Raw genomic sequence first — 17,446 nt, forward strand, 5'->3', positions numbered from 1 at the left:
CCGGGTTCAAAATTGCTCGATCGAGAGAGGTTGTTACCCCAAAAACGGATACAAGCCCCGGACTCCTGTCGCGAAGAGTGCAAAATTTTAGAGTCTTGTTCAAGAGCCCAGATTCATCTTTGGAGTAAATCTCCAATAGTTCGACTGAGCGCTCGCCGAACGTCTCGCCGAAAGTCAACCACGTTCCTCCCCATGTCGATCGCCCGCGGCTTCCCGCTCGTTCTTCGATGATTTGTAACATCCAGTAGTTGGGCGGCAGCTCAAGAAGTGACGGCCAGGGTGGATTTTGCCCAATTAAATTCCTCAACTTCTGCTGCTGTTTCTGCCCCAACCAGCACCAACTGCACCGCACAAGCTTTTAACTCGGGCTGTTTGGAATCTGGACAGCTTGCAGCATGAGTCATAGCATTGGCTTCAGCACCTTCAGCCCACAGAGAACCCCAGTGCATCGGTACAAATAGCGTACCTGGGGCGATCGCCTTTGTGACTTTTGCCGGAAACTGCGCCTTGCCACGGCGCGATCGAACTTCCAGCAAATCCCCCTCCTTAATCTGCAATTTGGCAGCATCGCGGGGGTGAATTTCCAAAAACGGATCGGGGTGCAATTGATTAATTTTTTCTGTTCTACCCGTCCGCGTCATCGTGTGCCAATGTCCGTAAACTCTTCCTGTCGTCAACACAAACGGATAATTCGGATCGGGAGGTTCTGCCAGTCCCCGCGAGTGATAAGCCGAAAACCTCGCCCGCGCGTCAGGAGTGTGAAAACGCCTGTCAGTGTACAGCCGTTTCGCTTCTTGGGCTGGATGCACAGGATCGTTTTCCCGGCAAGGCCACTGCTGCGGGCCTTCTTGGCGGATGTATTCGTGGCTCAGACCGGTCATGTCGCAAGGCTGGCCCCGCGTCAACTGCGCGTACTCTGTAAAAACCTCCGCACTGTTGTCGAAAGCAAAGTGTTCGGCAAAACCCAACCGCCGTCCCACCTCGGCGAAAATCCTCCAGTCGTCGCGGGCTTCCCCGGAGGGAGTGTCGAAACCGGGACAAAACGTAACGCGGCGTTCGGAATTCGTCATCACCCCAGTTTTTTCGCTCCACTGCGTTGCCGGCAGCAGGATATGAGCGTAGGCGGAGGTTTCAGTGGGATAGTAAGCTTCTTGATAAATAGTAAAGGGCGATCGCAGCAAAGCGGCTTTAGTGCGTTCCAAATCCGGCATACTCACCACCGGATTCGTAGCTGCAATCCACAGCAACTCGACTTCGCCAGTTTCCAAACCGGTAATCATCTCCCAAGCTGTGCGGCCCGGATTCGGGGAAATGCTTCCCGGTGCGATTCCCCAAAACTCCTCGACTTGGGTTCTGTGTTCAGTATTTTTCACAAATCGGTAGCCTGGGAGCAAGTGAGACAGTCCTCCTGCTTCCCGCCCTCCCATCGCGTTTGGCTGGCCGGTGAGGGAAAACGGGCCACTTCCCGGTTTGCCGATTTGACCAGTCATCAAGTGCAAATTAATCAGCGATCGCACTTTTGCCGTGCCTTCCGACGACTGGTTCATTCCCATCGACCACAGCGACAAAACCCGCTGCGACTGTTCCCAGTAGTTTGCTGCCGTTTCTAACTCGCTGACAGTAATGCCGCAGCGCGAGGCTACAAACTCCGGCGTGTAGCTGCTAATAACTTCAGCAAAAGCTGAAAAATTCGCCGTGCATTCTTCAATAAACTCCGAATCTATTGCTTGTCTGCGTAACAGCAAATATGCAATTCCATTAAGCAAATCTATATCCGTACCCGGTGTAATTGCTAAGTGCAAATCCGCCGCTTCAGCAGTCGGAGTCCGCCTTGGATCTACCACAATCATTTTGACATGGGGATGCTTTTTGTGGTATTTTGCTAATCGATTGAATACAATCGGATGGCATTCCGCTGCATTGCTGCCAATAATAAAAGCGCAATCTGTTAATTCTAAATCGTCGTAACAGCAAGGCGGCCCGTCCGAGCCAAAACTTTGAACGTATCCAGAGACTGCTGAAGACATACACAAGCGAGAATTAGCATCAAAATTATTAGTACCCAGACAACCTTTCATTAGTTTCTGGGCAACATAATAATCTTCTGTAACGAATTGACCCGACCCGTAAACGCACAAAGCATCGGGGCCGCTGGTGCTGCGAATTGTTTGGATGCGGTTAACAATTGCATCGAGAGCTTCGTCCCAGCTAGCGCGACGGAACGGTTGGTCGAGAGTATCTCGCATCATCGGATACAGTAGCCGATCGCTCCGAATGGACTCTGCTACGGTTGCTCCCTTAATACAAACCATGCCCTGACTCGATGGGTGATTGCGATCGCCCCGCACTTTCCAACTTTGTTTTTTGTCGGGAACAACTTCTAGACCGCAACCTACACCGCAGTATGGGCAAAGAGTTTTTATAGTTTCCATCTGGTGATTTTAGATGCTAATTTTTGAAAGCTAATGGGTAATTCGTAATTCGTTATTATAGTCGGAACTGAGGGCTCCTGCAAATAACGTGAGAATAATTACTAAATTTCCGCATATATGCTTCCCAGAAACGGACAATACCCTGATTTAAAATTACCCGCTATCTTACTAAAAATCCCGCTCGCTCTCGCTTTTAGTCAGCTTCTGGCTGCTAATAAATCTTCTTCAAACAGAGGAAGTTCCCAGCTAACTCTTGTCACCCCCAAGGATGGGGGCTAGAAGAAATTTTTGCATAAGTCAAACATCGGGCAGGTAATACTTTTGACCTAGTTGTTGATAGCAATGTGAGATTTAGTGCGGTAGTATTATGTGGCCTAGTTCCCTGGTTTAACTTCAAATACGCCACCGTTGGTGGGGCTAAAAGTTACTTGGAACTCAGCAGTTTTTTCAGCGCCTGCTGCGGCACCTGCAGGAGTTTGCAAAACCGGCAGAGGAGTTTCTTTGACGAAATCTTTAGCTGCTTTATTTGTGGGATCGAAATGTAGGATATCCCCGTTTTGTTTTACTTTGACCCGATAAGTCAAGCTTTCAGTAAATGTCGGAGTTGTTCTCCAGGTTTGGTCGATTTGTGCATACAACTGCTTTCCGATCGCATCGAGTTCGGCTTTGTCAGAAATCTCTGATGTGGCAGTGGTTGCTGCATTGGCCGCGCCCGCGCTGTTAGGGGCAGCAGCGATGGCAGCAGGACTAGCAGCAGCGATGGGTGCAGGGCTGGCATTGGGTGCAGGACTAGCAGCAGCGATGGGTGCAGGGCTAGCAGTCGGTGCGATCGAACTTGCTGCAATTTGCGGGCTGGAGGGTGAACTCACAACCGCCGCAGTCGCCGCCTGCGGTGCAGTTTCTTCTAGTTTCGCTTGCTTTAGCTGGCTGGAAATAGCAGACATATTGACTGCAGCTAAAGTAACCATTGCTACGAACCACGAGGCTGCCAGGATGCCGCGTTTGATCGGCGAAGCTTCTAGGGGTTCGGCAGCGTGAGACACAAAAGGTGCAGGTGCGATCTGCCTGTCAGCAATCGCAGGCTTTTTGCTAGCAGGTAAGGGCATCGGTAGCGCGACGGCTTCTGTCTCCGAGTCCGTTGCTTCACCTTCTTCGTGGTGGGCATAGCGAGAAAACAAGAACTCCAAAGCAAAGTTGCGAAGTTCGTAGTATTTCGGGTCTTCCATAATCCGCGCCCGGTTGCGGGGACGGCTAAACGGAACGTGCATATCTTCGCCGATGGAAGCTGCTGGCCCGTTGGTCATCATCACGATGCGATCGGCCAAAAACAAAGCCTCATCAATATCGTGAGTAATCATAATGACGGTAATTTTTTCCTTCCGCCAAATTTTCAGCAATTCTTCCTGCAACTCTTCCCGGGTAATAGGGTCTAGAGCTCCGAAAGGTTCGTCCAAAATCAACAGTTTGGGACGAGTTGCCAGAGCTCTGGCGATCGCCACCCGCTGTTTCATCCCCCCGGACAATTGGCCTGGTCTTTTGTTACAAGCTTCGGTCAGCCCCACTAATTCCAAGTGTTCCTTGACGATCGTATTGTGTTCGTCTGCGGACTTTTCCGGGTAAACATTTTCAACGCCGAGGTGAATATTTTCAGTAGCAGTCAGCCACGGTAGCAGCGAGTAGTTTTGAAACACCACCATGCGATCGGGGCCTGGTTCAGTAATCTGCGAACCTTCCAAAGCCACTTCTCCGTTTGTCGGCCCGTTAAATCCCGCAATCATATTCAGCAAAGTTGATTTGCCGCAGCCAGAGTGACCGATCAAACAAATAAATTCGCCTTCATTAATAGTCAGGTTTACACCGTCGAGAACGACGTAAGGACCTTTAGGAGTTTGGTAGACTTTCGATACATCTTTAATAGTAAGAAAGTCTTGCTTTGGCGTTTGAATTTCGGTTGTTTCGGGGGTTTTGAGAGTTTGCATATTTTCAGGATTGGGATTTTGGATCGGGGAATTAGACATGACAACTTTCGATTGAGAATTTGAAATTATGGAGTTAGGAAGCGGAAAATGTGGAGTCTTGTTTCCTGATTTCTTGCTCCTCATTCCCTCTTCCTATTTGCTGATTATGCTGGCAGTTTGATGGAACATTGACTGCCTATTTGTTCAATTAGAATTTCTTCAATGCGAAGGCCGCGTTTGATTTTGACATTCTGAAGATAGTCGATCGGGTCGTCGAGATTAAACACAGTGCCGTCAAATAGCTCGATCGTCCGGCGATCTCTGGCGATATCCGGCAAACCCAATTCGCGCACGGCTTGACCGAAAACATCAGGCCGCAAAACTCGATCGACCACTTCCACCCAGTTTTTCGGGAACGGAATCAGTCCCCAGCGAGCCATCTGCGCCATCACCCACACCATTTCTAGGCGGTCTGGAAAATTGGTTTTGTCAACGTAGAACTGGTTGAAGTTGTAAAGCATTTCGGGTTCTGCCTCCGTACCGGAGTTGTACGGATCGAGGAACCCCGGACGGATGTCTTTCGGATCGGCGCCGATGTATTGTTCTTGGCTGATCAATCCTAGGACTTCTTCGCGGTTGCGGCGATCGTCGCAGTATTCGCAGGCTTCCAAAAGCGCTTTGACGAGGGCGAGGTGGGTTTGAGGATATTTCTGAGCCCAATCTTCGCTAACACCGAGAACTTTTTCGATGTGTCCGGGCAGAATATCCAGGGAACGGGCCATAACAAAACCCGTACCACTGTTGACTGCGTGGGAGTTCCAGGGGTCGCCTGAGCAGTAGCCGTCAATGTTGCCTGCTTTTAAATTCGCGACCATCTGCGGGGGCGGAATCACGGTCAAGCCCACGTCGAGGTCGGGGTCGATGCCACCGGCAGCCAGCCAGTAGCGGAACAGCAGATTGTGCATGGAGGCCGAGTGTACCATGCCCAAGGTGTGAACTTTATCGGGACTCTTGGCGATCGCAGCTTTGAAATCCTCTAATGTCCGAATGCCTTGTCTGTAAAGGTCTTTTTTGAAAATAATCGAATTGCCGTTGCGAGAGAGCGTCATGGCGCTACAGACGGGTACAGGGGCTTCACCGTCGAGGCCCAACAGCATCCCGATCGGCATTCCTGCGACCATTTGCGCCGCGTCCAGCCGTCCTTCGGCGACTCCTTTGGCGATCGCTTTCCAGCCCGGTTCGCGGCTGAGAGTAACTTCTTCCAAGCCGTGGGCTTTGAAAAATCCTTTTTCTTTAGCTACTACTAAGGGGGCGCAGTCGGTGAGGGGAATAAAGCCGATGTCGAGGTTGATTTTTTCCAGGCCGTTGCGGGCGATGACAGGTGGTTGTTGTTTGGCCCGGCGCTGTTTGACCCGCTTTTGCTGGTTGAGGAAGTAAACCATTTCGTTACGCAGCGCGTAGTAACTCGGATGGTTGACAACTTCCATGCGCTTGCGGGGGCGGGGAATGTTCACTTCGAGGATTTGCCCGATTTGCGCTTCCGGGCCGTTGGTGAGCATCACAATGCGATCGCTCAGTAATAAAGCCTCATCCACGTCGTGAGTTACCATCACGCTGGTGACTTTACTTTCTTCGCAAATTTTCATCAACTGGTCTTGCAAACCGCCGCGAGTTAAAGCATCAAGAGCTCCGAAGGGTTCGTCTAGAAGCAGCAATTTCGGGCGAATCGCCAGGGCGCGGGCGATCGCAACTCTTTGTTTCATCCCCCCAGAAATTTCGCCTGGTCGTTTGTCTGCCGCGTGTCCGAGTCCGACCAATTTAATGTGGTGTTCGATCACCAACTCGCGATCTTCTTGAGAGTTACCGCTGTAAATTTCATTTACTGCTAGGGCAATATTTTCGCGCACCGTCAGCCAAGGTAGCAGCGAGTAATTTTGAAACACCACCATTCTATCCGGGCCTGGATCGCGGACTTCGCGCCCTTCTAAAGTAATCCCGCCCTGACTTGCTTTGTCGAGGCCGGCGATGATATTTAGCAGCGTAGATTTGCCGCAGCCAGAGTGTCCAATTAAGGTGATGAATTCTCCTTTTTTAATTTTCAGTTCGATATTTTTAAGAGCGATGTATTGCTCTCCATTGGGCAAGTTAAATACGCGGTCAACGTGGTCTACTTCAACAAATACTGACATGGTAATTTTAGGTTAGTTTGTAATTTGTATGATGCTGATTATTAATTGGGCATTGGGAATTGGGCATTGGGCATTAATTTACAACTAATTTCTACCAGTTTGTAGTTGGCAACCATTCCCCATTCCCAATTCGCCCTGCCCGATGCCCGATGCCCGATGCCCGATGCCCAAATTCTATTTCTGTTCTTCAGGAACAACTTTGGAAGCGATGAAACCAACGATTCTGTCTAAAATTAAACCGACAATTCCTACATAAAGCACTGCTAGAATCACTGCGCTGAGTCTAGAACTATTGTAAGCGTCCCAGATGAAGAACCCGATGCCGACGCCGCCGACTAACATTTCCGCAGCTACGATCGCCAGCCAAGACAAACCGATACCAATTCTCAAGCCAGTGAAGATGTAAGGAACTGAAGAGGGAAGCAGGATTTTCCAGAAGTATTTTTGATTGGGGAGGCGCAAGACGCGGGCGACGTTTCTGTAGTCTTGGGGTATTTGTTGAACGCCTACTGTGGTGTTAATTAGGATCGGCCAGATGGCGGTAATTAAGATTACGAATAGTGCTGATACTTCGTTAGCTTTTACCCCCATGCCTTCAAAGGGATTGAACTGTTGAAATACTGCCAGGGCGATCGGCAGCCAAGCCAGGGGCGGGATAGTTCTGAATACTTGAAACAGCGGGTCTAAAGCATCGAACATTAAGGAGTTTGTGCCGATCAGGATGCCTAAACTGATGCCAAGAACTGCTGCCAAAGTAAAGCCGATCGCCACCCGCTGCAAGCTAGCCAAAATTTGCCAGAACAAGCCTTTGTCTGTACCGCCGTTGTCGAAGAAAGGATTGATAATCAGATTCCAGCTTTCTTGGACAGCTTTGATTGGCCCCGGCAAGGTGGATGAGGCATCGTGGCAGAGGATTTGCCAGATTATGAGCAGAACTGTAATTGCTACCAGCGGGCGGATGATTTTTCGGCGGTTTTTTTGAACCTGATCCAGAACGAAATTTACTGGATTTTTGCTTTTAGTAACAGCGAGGTTTGTTGCCATTTTTGTTTTTGCAGTCTTGTGAATAATCGATTATTTGTAGATACTTTGAACAGAGCTTAGCAGGTTTAGCCCTTGGAACGAGCCCTCCGTTTCACTCTGCCCAACACCGTCAATTTTAGGCGTTTGTCAAGTGTTGACACTTGACAAACTAATTATGCTTTTTTGATTGCCAGACCATTCAGATATTCTTGTGGTTTTTCTGGGTCAAACTTTACGCCGTCAAAGAAGGTTTCAACACCGCGAGAAGTGGTAGTAGGAATTTGGGCAGCGGGAACGCCAAGTGCTGTCGCTGCTGCTTTCCAAATATCTTCGCGGTTAACTTTATCAACCGTGGCTTTGATGTCGGTAGTTGCCGGCATATAACCCCAACGAATATTTTCAGTTAAGAACCAAGTATCATGGCTCTTGTAGGGATAAGAAGCATTATCAGCCCAGAATTTCATCGCCACTGGGCTGGCAGCTTCAATGCGGCCGGTACCGTAGTCAATTTGACCCTTAGAGCGACCGATAATATCTGCTACTGGAACTTTTAACCACTTATCTTGAGAGATGATTTGGCACATTTCATCGTGATTTTCTGCCTTGTCGCACCACTGCTGGGCTTCCAGTACGGCCATTGTTATTGCTTTAGCAGCTTTGGGGTTTTTGTCAACCCAATCTCCTCTTAAAGCAAAAGCTTTTTCTGGGTGGTCTTTCCAAAGTTCTCCGGTTACTAAGGCCGTGTATCCTACCTTTTGAGTAACTAGCTGAGCATTCCAAGGTTCGCCTACGCAAAAGGCTTCCATGCTGCCAGATTTCATGTTCGCTACCATTTGGGGCGGGGGTATGGGAATCACGGAAACATCTGTATCTGGATTAATACCGCCGGCTGCTAGCCAGTAGCGCATCCACAAGTCGTGGGTGCCGCCGGGAAAAGTTATAGCAATTTTTTGATTGGCGAGGGCTTCTTTGAGAGGTTTGCTGTCAGTACCTACTTTTAAATCTAGGTATTTTTTGCTGAGGGAAATTGCCTGGCCGTTAGTATTTAACCGGGCGACAAGATACATGGGGACTGGCTGATTGCCTTTGGTAATAGTGCCTAATGCCATTTGATAAGGCATCGGGGATAAGATGTGGGCGCCGTCAATGCCACCTTTGTCGGAACCGAGTTCTAAGTTGTCGCGAGTAACTGGCCAAGATGCTTGTTTGGTAACTTGTACGTCTTTCATGCCGTACTTGGCAAATAACCCTTTTTCTTGGGCGATGATTAAGGGTGCTGAGTCGGTGAGGGCGATGAATCCGAGTTTGGCTGCGGTAACTTCTGGGGCGTCGGCGGGGTTGATGTTGACTGCTGGGGTGGCGCTGGGTGTGGCGCCGCTGGGAGTTGCGCTAGATGTGGGGGAACTGGAACTGCAACCGTGCGCTAGGAGGGTGCCGGCTGCTGTTGCTCCGGCGGTGATGATGAATTTTCTTCGGGAAAGGTTGCTCATTTGTCTTGAATTGTTGTTGTACTTTGAGATCGTGGAAATGTGAGATGTGAGATTGATTCGGAACCTTCGCATCGCATCTCACAATGTGAGATTAGGCGTCGATCGACACTTTGCCGATCGCCCGCGCGCTGCAAGTTAAAATGAACCCTGGTTCTAAGTCTCGGGCCGCGTCGGGTTGGCTGTCGTAGACTGTTTGGCCTTCAAGGAGTTTTTGCTGGCAAGTGCCACAGCTTCCCGACCGGCAATTGCTGTCAAGTTCGACTCCGGCCCGTTCGGCAACATCGAGAATGAACTCATCTTCGCTGCAAGCAACTTCTTTGCCCGATCGAGCGAAAATGACAGTAGATGTCTGAGGTTTGGCTGCGGGGACTGCCGTTTCGTCCCTGTCAACCGTCAGTTGCAGTTGCCGGTTCAGCACAGCTACATCCCCTGTAATCTCTTTGGGAACTGCCCCAAACTGCTCGACTAACAATTGATGCAGCACTGGTTTGAGGTCTTCGCAAGGGATGCTTTTTTGGACGCAAGTACCCAAATGAGCGTCTTTTCCGACTGTTCCTCCCATGTAAATGTCTACACCTTCGAGGGTTTTGCCGTTCTTGCGAACTTTTGTTCCCATCAAACCAATGTCTGCTACTTGGGGTTGACCGCAGGAATTGGGGCAACCCGTCCAGTGAATTCTGACCGGTTTGGGTACTGAAAGTTCGGCTTCGAGTTCCTCAATCATTGCCACGGAGCGGCTTTTGGTTTCGATGAGGGCGAAGTTGCAAAACTTGGCGCCGGTGCAGGAAACCAAGGCTCGTGTCAGCGGTGCGGGATCGAGCGAAAAACGCTGCAACAGCGGTTCTTTGACCAGCGATTCAATCCGCGAGTCGGGAACGTTGGGAATAATCACGTTTTCTTCGACAGTGAGCCTGAGCTCACCGCTGCCGTAAACCTCGGCAATTCTGGCCAAATCGAACAAATCCGATGCCTGCAGCCGTCCGACTGGAACGTGCAGCCCTACATAGTTGAGTCCTGATTGTTTTTGGGGGTAGATGCCGATGTGGTCGCGTTTCTCCCAGATGATTTCATCTTTGGGTGCGGCGGCGGGCAAAGTGCGACCTAATTCTTGTTCGACTTCGGCTCGGAATTGTTCGATTCCGAGTTCGTCAATCAGCCACATCAGGCGCGATTTTTGGCGGTTTGCTCTCGGGCCTTGATCGCGAAACACAGTTAAAATTGCTTTGCACAAATCTACAACGTCGCTGGGACTTGCCCATGCGTTGAGAGGAATTGCAGCTTCGCAGCGTTTGGCGGAGAAGAAACCGCCGACTAAAACGTTAAAGCCGATGTTGCCGTCTTTGTAAGCGGGTACGAAGGCGATGTCGTTGATTTCTGCGTGGACTGAGTTGTCGCGGCAGCCTGCGATCGCAATATTAAACTTTCTCGGCAAATTTGAAAACGCGGGGTTGCCTTCGCCGCTGTTCGTAATCAAGTCTTGGACTTGGTTCGCCAGTTCCCGCGTATCTATCAGTTCGTCGGCGTCCAGGCCCGCGACTGGGGAACCCGTGATGTTGCGTACGTTGTCCATGCCAGACTGGATGCTGGTCATGCCCGCTTCTTTGAGGCGGCGGAAGATGTCGGGTACGTCTTCGATGCGAATTCCGCGCAATTGCAGGTTTTGTCTGGTGGTGATGTCGGCGCTGCCGTCGTCGCCGTAGCGTTGGACGATTTCTGCTAGCGTTCTGGTTTGATTGCTAGTAATGATGCCGTTGGGCAAGCGCAGCCGCATCATGAATTTGCCGGGAGTTACTGGTCGAAAGAAGATGCCGAGCCATTTGAGGCGGTGCTCGCGATCGATTTCGTCCATTGCTTCCCAGCCAATTGCGGCGAAGTGGTCGAGTTCGGCTGTTAATGCTAAGCCATCTTTTTCGGCTTTGAGTTTTTCAAACTTGTTCAGGCTCGCTTGGGCTTTGGGTTCTATTGTTTGGGTCATCGGTTTACCCTCGCTGCTGGCTTGTGTGGGGAGGTATTGACTTGGAGCATAAAGTGTGTGTTTCCTGCTAACCTTAGTGACTGTATGGATTTAAAACTGTATATTTAGTTACTAGATGGAATTTCTTTTAAGCATGGTTGGTCTTCGGTAAACTTGAGCTTTACTGGGGGCTGGCTCGAACGTCGCCAAACTATTTATGGTTATAGTTGCTACCGATGATTCGGTCGATCGCTGCGTTTCGATGCACCTTTGTTATGAGCTAATGTAAAGCCCACGATTGTAAATATTCGTAGCTATTTTTACAAAATATTGAGTTTTATGAATATTTCGCATAATGCCGATGCGTTTTATACATGGGAGATGGGTAAAGACACCCAAAAAACCGAAAAATCTCTCTAAATCTTTAGATTTACGACGGAAGAGGGGGAAATTGGAATATCTAAGATTAATGTTGTGAGTGCGATCGCAGACTTAAAACGAGATCGTCACAACATTAGAGCGGTCGCTGTCACACAGTTTGCCTCAAAACATCACGTTGTGTGCTATGCCAGCGTCACTATTAATTTTCGGACAACGAGAGATGATATAAGTATCGAATTCAGGGAACGTCTCATGTTTTCAGTTCAACTTATCCCCGGCGCTATTTCCGAAATGCTTGCTTCTGTTACGGATACAGGTTGTTTGACTTTAGCCGATCGCTACGGCTTGATGGCCGCTGTTTTGGACGACTCTCTCGACGAGGAACAGAGACATTCGATCAACCGCCTGCTGCGTTCTGTGCTCAAGGGAAGAGTCAAGATTGTCAACGAACTGTCGGCGATATATTAACAGCATTTAAAAATTTGATTGATTTATGCAGCGCATAAGAGTGCAGAAACCATCGGCCGAGTTAGAATGAACCCACGATGCCTGCAGCGGATGTAGGGCCGGAAGTTGATTGGGTGTTCTCAAAACTTGCGATCGTTCTTGCCGTATGATTTTTTTTGATTATCCAATTATCCTTTTGTGCGGCACTTACAGAAAAAGTGGTGATTCACAGTTTTGATGCTCAATTGAGAGCCGCTTGGGTGGAAAGCTGATGGTAAAATTAGTAAAATTGTTGTGCGCGAGCGGCATTTGAGGAGTTTGAGGAATCAAGTCATCCCAACCAACGTAATTATAATTATTGAACAGGGCTGGGGATGAAAGACTATTTATGAAAATTATTAATCAAACAATCGAATTATTAATAAAATCCGGCCTCGGCATCCATAACCTCACGCCCCCAATTGTCAAAATTAATTGGTAATTAATAAAAAATCAATTAAATGGCTCAGCATGAAAAAACAATAAGATATTGTAGAGGCGGGTACCGCCTAGATCAGAACTTGCAGGCAGTTTATTGCTGTTCTCAACCGCCCCAACCCGGTAGTCGGTTTATTTGCACCTACAGGACTTATGCAGCCCCACTATAATACTGTGCCTGCGTAATTCTTGTATTGAGCTACGGGCATGAGTTGGTTGTTTTAACCAATCTAGTTGATAGGATGTAGCCCGACCAAATTTTTAGCAAAACTTTAAGAAATTCGGTCAGAAGGTATGATTTACTAAAAATTAAAAACAGTCGAGCGAGCAGACTTGACAATTTAACAATGATTCCTAGGGAGCATTTTATGAAATCCATTGCTAAAAACAGCATCCACTGGACTTACTCAGTGGCTATTTTCTGTGCCCTTTTCGCACTACAGCAACAAAAAGCTACAGCAGCAACGCTATCTAACGGCTGGAATTATGCGATCGATTCCTTTAACGACGGCGTGACAGGGCCCCAAATCGGCGGCGGGGAATTTGAATTTTACGGCATCGCCATCAAAGAAACATCAGATACAGCTTTCATCGCCATCAACTCTAATCTAAGTTTAGCAGGATATGCCGACCCACTAGCTCAAAGAGGCAACATCAACTACGGCGATTTATTCTTCAATTTTTCCGGGCAAAACTTCAATACAGCTAACGCAAACGGCAGCTTGTTTGGTATCCGCTTTGCCGAAGGAAATGACTCAAGCGTAGCTACGGCTGGCATTTACAGTAACGTTACTGCTAAAAACGTCACCCAAATTAACTCTGGATTTACCAATTTAAACCAATTCAATACGGTAGTGGCATCTCAAGGCGGCACCCCATCAATGGGCGATTTAGCTGCCACAGACCCCTATTTTCAACAAACAGGAAACTATACTATTCTCAACTCAATAGGTACGGGTACAAAAGTAGGAGAAATCAAATTTTTAACGCCAGCAACTTTGAACGCTCTCGGTCTTGATTTTGCTCAGTTTAATGCAGTAGGTTCTCAAACAATTGGATTCAGTTTCAATAAATCCTCAATGCCTTCGGGTAACTATATTGCTAACTTTTTTGCCGAGTGCGCTAATGATGCGATCGCTATTCAAGGATCGTTTGAGGCTGTACCCGAACCTTCTACTTGGTTTGGTACTTTAGTAGGATTGAGCTTTTTAGGTATTGGCGCAGCAAAGCGCAAAAGTAAGCGCAAGATTTCCTAAGTTAGGTAGGGTGTGCATTCAGTACCTTACGAATAGCTGTTATGCACACCTTACTAATAGGCGTAGTGCCTCAAAAATTGCAAACCGTAGAGTAGATTATGGATAGATAAAATGCGCCCAAACATTCCCATCTGGCCCAGCAACTTGATTGACGTAACTGTAGGGATACATCAACTTTCTCCCCTCAGTATCGCTGTAACCAGTGAGTGCATTTCCCCAAGGATCTTGCACGATATAACCCTGAGAATTGTAGCCAATTACAGTAAGAATGTGACCGGCCGCAGTAAAATCTCCGGCTAAAACTACTGGCCGCCGATTCAGCAATTCCGATCGCACTTCTGCCCACGTGCGAGTCGTACTAAAACTCGTCTTAAACCCGTAAGCTTGAATCAGCGCCGAAAGCACACTGTGATCCGTTTGAGAACCCTGGCCGGCATAATCGAAACACCACTGCAACAACTCATCCTCCAACTGTCCGCCCCACTCAGAACGAAGGCCATAATAATAAAGCACCATGGCGATCGAAGTTACGTTGCAAGTAGACCAGTCAAAACGCGGATTGTCCCGCTGCGAAAAATAGGGCACGTTCAATTCCACATTGTTCGGAACCGGATCGAAAATTTTATCTCCCCGCTTGAACTGAACAAAACTAGGAAAAACATAACCTGTATTGCCAAAATTAGGCAGTTCTTCAGTCAGGGAAACTTTCAGGTGAGATCCTTCCGCACCGTAGCTGTTCACGCCGTAAACTCGACCTAAAGGCAGCGTAGTTTTCTCGCTACTGCTCAGGCTAGCAGAATCTACCGGCCGTTTTTTAAAGACAGTTGCTTGCAGGATTGTCATGGTCAAAGCATCGGGGTCAAAGGGAACTTCTTTGCCGTCTTTTTTAATTTTAACGTCCTGCCAATAAATAAATCCGATATTGCCGAAACCGGGAATAGATTCGGCAAGAGTTACTCGGAAATGCCCCAAAATGCAGGCATAACCAGTGATGGCATAGGTAGTGCCTAAAAGTAGGTCAGCCATTTGATCCGCCGGCAGTTTCGATGAATCTTCGGGCTTAGCTTTAATCTGAGTTGTTTGAGTTACCAAAAGTTGAGCGCTGACGTTGCTATTCGGTACGTCAGCCAGGTTAAATTTTAGGATTTGAGTACCTTTGGCTAACTGAACGTCGGGTTCATAAAAATAGCCAAAAGTGCCGACAGGCCAAATTGCTGAATCCAGAACCACCTTGAGATGCCCGTCAATAAATCCGTATTTGCTAACGGTCAACGTCTGGCCTGCTTTGACAAAAACTTTTTGCTGATTGTTGAGCCGGGAAGAATCAAGGGGAGCTACCTTAAACAAAGTATCAGAAACTATTTTTAAGGTCAAACCTTGTCCGACAGTTAGCGGATCGGAAGTTACGGTAATGTAAATTATTTGGCTGCCAGTAACGTTGCCTTTGCTGTCAGTTGCCCGCAACCTAAGCCACCGAGATCCCGCTACGCTAAATCCTTTAGACAAATTAACTTGCCAAGTGCTGGCTTCTTGGTTTAGAGTGACGGTTAGGGGAAATTTATCCTCAGCTATCACCTCAATTTTTGCTGCTTGTTGCCGGTCAAAAGTACCCCGAAGGACGATCGGCTGATTGACTAAAACTTCTGACGGCCCTTGATAAGTTAAATTCACAGCGGGATTAAAAGATTTGCCACCGCGGCTGAATTGCACAAAATCGGGATAAATGAAACCCGTATTGCCAAATTGCGGCAAATTCTCGGTCAGCGAGACTTTAATGTGGCTTTGTTCGATCGAGAATCCGGCAATTCCGTAAATCATTCCCGCCGGCAATGTAATTTTTTCTTGGGGTGGCAGGCTAGCGGCATTTATCGGCCGCTTTTTAAACACAGTCGTTTTGATGATTGTCATCGTAACTGCATTTCTATCATACTCAATTCCCCTGCCGTCTCGCAAAATTTGGACGTGCTGCCAGTACAGAAATCCCGAAGTTCCTAGGTTAGGAACTGCCCGAGCAAAAGCGACTCGGAAATGGTTTTCCACGCAAGCGTAGCCAAGAAGATTGAAAGTTTCTCCCAGGTTAAATTGTAATTTCTGAGTTGATCCTAAAGTTCCAGAATCTACGGGGGTGAACTTTAACCAGGTCTTTTTTATCACCCACAGTAACTGCATTCCAGGCGGCGGAACCGGCAACTCAGCGCGATCGAATATGAGAATTTTTGCGCCTTTGGTGATGAGTACGTGTTTTTCGTAGAAAAAGCCGGACTTTCCTACCGGATTAATTGGATTATTTAGTTGAACATTCAGATGTCCGTCTTCTAACTCGTAGTCAGTAACTTGATAAATTTTCCCTGCTGGTATGTCCGCTTTTTGCAGCTCGTTGAGATTGCTGGCGGGCAGCGTTCCGGCTTTAAATTTGGTATCTGTGAGAGTAATTAACGTGAAAAATTGAGCGGGTGACAGAGAAGCAGGATTAACTTTGATGTTAATTGTTTGTTGGCCGATTACTTTGCCTGTCTTATCACTTGCCCTCACCTGCAGTGTGCGAGTTCCTGCGCTATCGAATCCTTTTTCTAAACTGATGTTCCAAATGCCTCTAGAGGGATTTATCCCTACATTCAGGGCATTGGAGCCTTCTGTTGCTGAAATCGCTGCCACTAGATTTTTGTCAAAAGTGCCAACTAAGACCGCGGCTCTATTGACCTCAATTTCTCGCGGGCCTAAGTAACTTAAAATAATGTTGCTGTTTGTCATTATATATCCCCCTACCTACTTAATTATTCAGCTAAAGCAAGGATAACTTCTGATTTTATTAAACACAATGACCTGAACTAGGACAAAATCGCCCCTAGATTCACCCTACGGGCGGTTAATGCCTTTTCCAGCATAAGTTTTTAATTATTGGCGGGAGTGGCGCCACAAATCTCACTTTAGGCGTACAATGAGCACCTTAACCGAATATATGCCTGGTTGAGAGGATTTGTGGTGCAAGTTTTGAGGGAAGGAATTTAGTTCGAGTAAGTTGCTTCCCCCTGTACCTTTGACCCCTCACTTCCTGAGTCAGGACTTACGAAAAAAACCCGGTTCCTAGGACAATATTGCCTATAGCAACGAGGCATCTAGGAAGAAACCGGGTTTTTAGCCGTTTGGTGCGTGTAGGAGTGTTAGTGCGATCGGCTAAACTTCGACTAAACTATGGTGACAAGAATATCTTGAGCGTGAGTGTCAACTTTCAGGGTTTCGCCCTCATAAACTTGAATGATTTTGCCAGTACCGTCGATGACGAAAGTAACGCGCTTGGCATAATCGCCTTTCTCGACATCGTAAGCTTTGGTAATCGTGCCATCAACATCTGCTAATAGCTGAAAAGGTAAACCGTATTTCTCTGTGAACTTTTGGTGCGACTCTTCGTTGTCTCGGCTGACACCGAGAACTACAAGATCTTTGCCCTTGTATTCTTCATAAGCTGCTTTAAAGCTTTGGGCTTGTCTTGTGCAACCGGGGGTGTCATCTTTCGGGTAGAAATACAAGATTACGGTTTTACCTGCGAATTGGGACAGGGATACTGTGTTGCCATTAGTGTCTTTGGCGGTAAATTGAGGGGCAGCGCACCCAACTGGTAAAGTCATAGTTTTGTTTCCCTTGTTTGGTTTTTCTTGCAGTTCCTCAACTTATTTTAGTTGGTTCTGTCGCTTTGCAAGAGACCTTTGTAAAAAATCACGATCGCCCCCAACTCCATGACGTTAAGCTTTACTGCATTTAGCTTGCACCTAAGACGCGGGCTAAGAGTGCCTATTACACGCATAGTTCCAATAGACATCTGCTTTTAAGCAGATGTCTAT

10 protein-coding genes are annotated in these 17,446 nt (G+C 47.8%); 2 read left to right on the forward strand and 8 right to left on the reverse strand.

Translation table 11 applies throughout. The features are described 5' to 3' along the window. Positions 1-260: 260 nt before the first annotated feature. The 6 genes from QUA25_RS04490 to QUA25_RS04520 form a co-directional block, all read right to left on the reverse strand. Positions 261-2,432 (reverse strand): nitrate reductase, encoded by a 2,172-nt coding sequence (locus QUA25_RS04490; protein WP_333035905.1) that lies wholly within the window; start codon positions 2,430-2,432, stop codon positions 261-263. Between the two features lie 374 nt (positions 2,433-2,806). Continuing rightward, positions 2,807-4,450, reverse strand: a complete 1,644-nt coding sequence (locus QUA25_RS04495) for a nitrate ABC transporter ATP-binding protein (RefSeq protein WP_333035906.1) — start codon at positions 4,448-4,450, stop codon at positions 2,807-2,809. Positions 4,451-4,554: 104 nt separating this feature from the next. Further along, positions 4,555-6,579: a nitrate ABC transporter ATP-binding protein gene (locus QUA25_RS04500; RefSeq protein WP_333035908.1), complete on the reverse strand. Its 2,025-nt coding sequence runs from the start codon at positions 6,577-6,579 to the stop codon at positions 4,555-4,557. A 174-nt stretch (positions 6,580-6,753) separates the two neighbouring features. Beyond that, positions 6,754-7,623 carry a nitrate ABC transporter permease gene (gene ntrB, locus QUA25_RS04505; RefSeq protein ID WP_333035909.1) on the reverse strand — a complete coding sequence of 290 codons (870 nt, stop codon included), beginning with the start codon at positions 7,621-7,623 and terminating at the stop codon, positions 6,754-6,756. 152 nt (positions 7,624-7,775) lie between these two features. Then, positions 7,776-9,092 carry a CmpA/NrtA family ABC transporter substrate-binding protein gene (locus QUA25_RS04510; RefSeq protein WP_333035911.1) on the reverse strand — a complete coding sequence of 439 codons (1,317 nt, stop codon included), beginning with the start codon at positions 9,090-9,092 and terminating at the stop codon, positions 7,776-7,778. Positions 9,093-9,183: 91 nt separating this feature from the next. Continuing rightward, positions 9,184-11,067, reverse strand: a complete 1,884-nt coding sequence (locus QUA25_RS04520) for a ferredoxin--nitrite reductase (RefSeq protein ID WP_445242194.1) — start codon at positions 11,065-11,067, stop codon at positions 9,184-9,186. A gap of 612 nt (positions 11,068-11,679) precedes the next feature. Between QUA25_RS04520 and QUA25_RS04525 the strand changes: the two genes are divergently transcribed. Together QUA25_RS04525 and QUA25_RS04530 are read left to right on the forward strand one after the other, a co-directional pair. Next, complete coding sequence (locus QUA25_RS04525; protein WP_333035914.1) at positions 11,680-11,895, forward strand: hypothetical protein; 216 nt, start codon at positions 11,680-11,682, stop codon at positions 11,893-11,895. An 824-nt stretch (positions 11,896-12,719) separates the two neighbouring features. Further along, positions 12,720-13,607, forward strand: coding sequence for a PEP-CTERM sorting domain-containing protein (locus QUA25_RS04530; protein ID WP_333035915.1), 888 nt, complete (start codon positions 12,720-12,722; stop codon positions 13,605-13,607). A 96-nt stretch (positions 13,608-13,703) separates the two neighbouring features. Here the strand turns inward: QUA25_RS04530 and QUA25_RS04535 are convergent, their stop codons facing one another. Together QUA25_RS04535 and QUA25_RS04540 are read right to left on the reverse strand one after the other, a co-directional pair. Further along, positions 13,704-16,358 carry a C39 family peptidase gene (locus tag QUA25_RS04535; RefSeq protein WP_333035917.1) on the reverse strand — a complete coding sequence of 885 codons (2,655 nt, stop codon included), beginning with the start codon at positions 16,356-16,358 and terminating at the stop codon, positions 13,704-13,706. 434 nt (positions 16,359-16,792) lie between these two features. Then, positions 16,793-17,233, reverse strand: a complete 441-nt coding sequence (locus QUA25_RS04540; RefSeq protein WP_333035919.1) for a peroxiredoxin — start codon at positions 17,231-17,233, stop codon at positions 16,793-16,795. Positions 17,234-17,446 lie beyond the last annotated feature (213 nt).

The organism is Microcoleus sp. Pol17C6 (assembly GCF_036701145.1).
Taxonomy (GTDB): Bacteria; Cyanobacteriota; Cyanobacteriia; order Cyanobacteriales; family Microcoleaceae; genus Microcoleus.

What these genes read in the sequence shown, in the direction of transcription:
- QUA25_RS04500 (WP_333035908.1), bottom strand. Translation starts at nt 6,579, where the DNA reads ATGTCAGTATTTGTTGAAGTAGACCACGTTGACCGCGTATTTAACTTG.
- ntrB (WP_333035909.1), bottom strand. Translation starts at nt 7,623, where the DNA reads ATGGCAACAAACCTCGCTGTTACTAAAAGCAAAAATCCAGTAAATTTC.
- QUA25_RS04520 (WP_445242194.1), bottom strand. Translation starts at nt 11,067, where the DNA reads ATGACCCAAACAATAGAACCCAAAGCCCAAGCGAGCCTGAACAAGTTT.
- QUA25_RS04530 (WP_333035915.1), top strand. Translation starts at nt 12,720, where the DNA reads ATGAAATCCATTGCTAAAAACAGCATCCACTGGACTTACTCAGTGGCT.
- QUA25_RS04525 (WP_333035914.1), top strand. Translation starts at nt 11,680, where the DNA reads ATGTTTTCAGTTCAACTTATCCCCGGCGCTATTTCCGAAATGCTTGCT.
- QUA25_RS04510 (WP_333035911.1), bottom strand. Translation starts at nt 9,092, where the DNA reads ATGAGCAACCTTTCCCGAAGAAAATTCATCATCACCGCCGGAGCAACA.
- QUA25_RS04535 (WP_333035917.1), bottom strand. Translation starts at nt 16,358, where the DNA reads ATGACAAACAGCAACATTATTTTAAGTTACTTAGGCCCGCGAGAAATT.
- QUA25_RS04495 (WP_333035906.1), bottom strand. Translation starts at nt 4,450, where the DNA reads ATGTCTAATTCCCCGATCCAAAATCCCAATCCTGAAAATATGCAAACT.
- QUA25_RS04540 (WP_333035919.1), bottom strand. Translation starts at nt 17,233, where the DNA reads ATGACTTTACCAGTTGGGTGCGCTGCCCCTCAATTTACCGCCAAAGAC.
- QUA25_RS04490 (WP_333035905.1), bottom strand. Translation starts at nt 2,432, where the DNA reads ATGGAAACTATAAAAACTCTTTGCCCATACTGCGGTGTAGGTTGCGGT.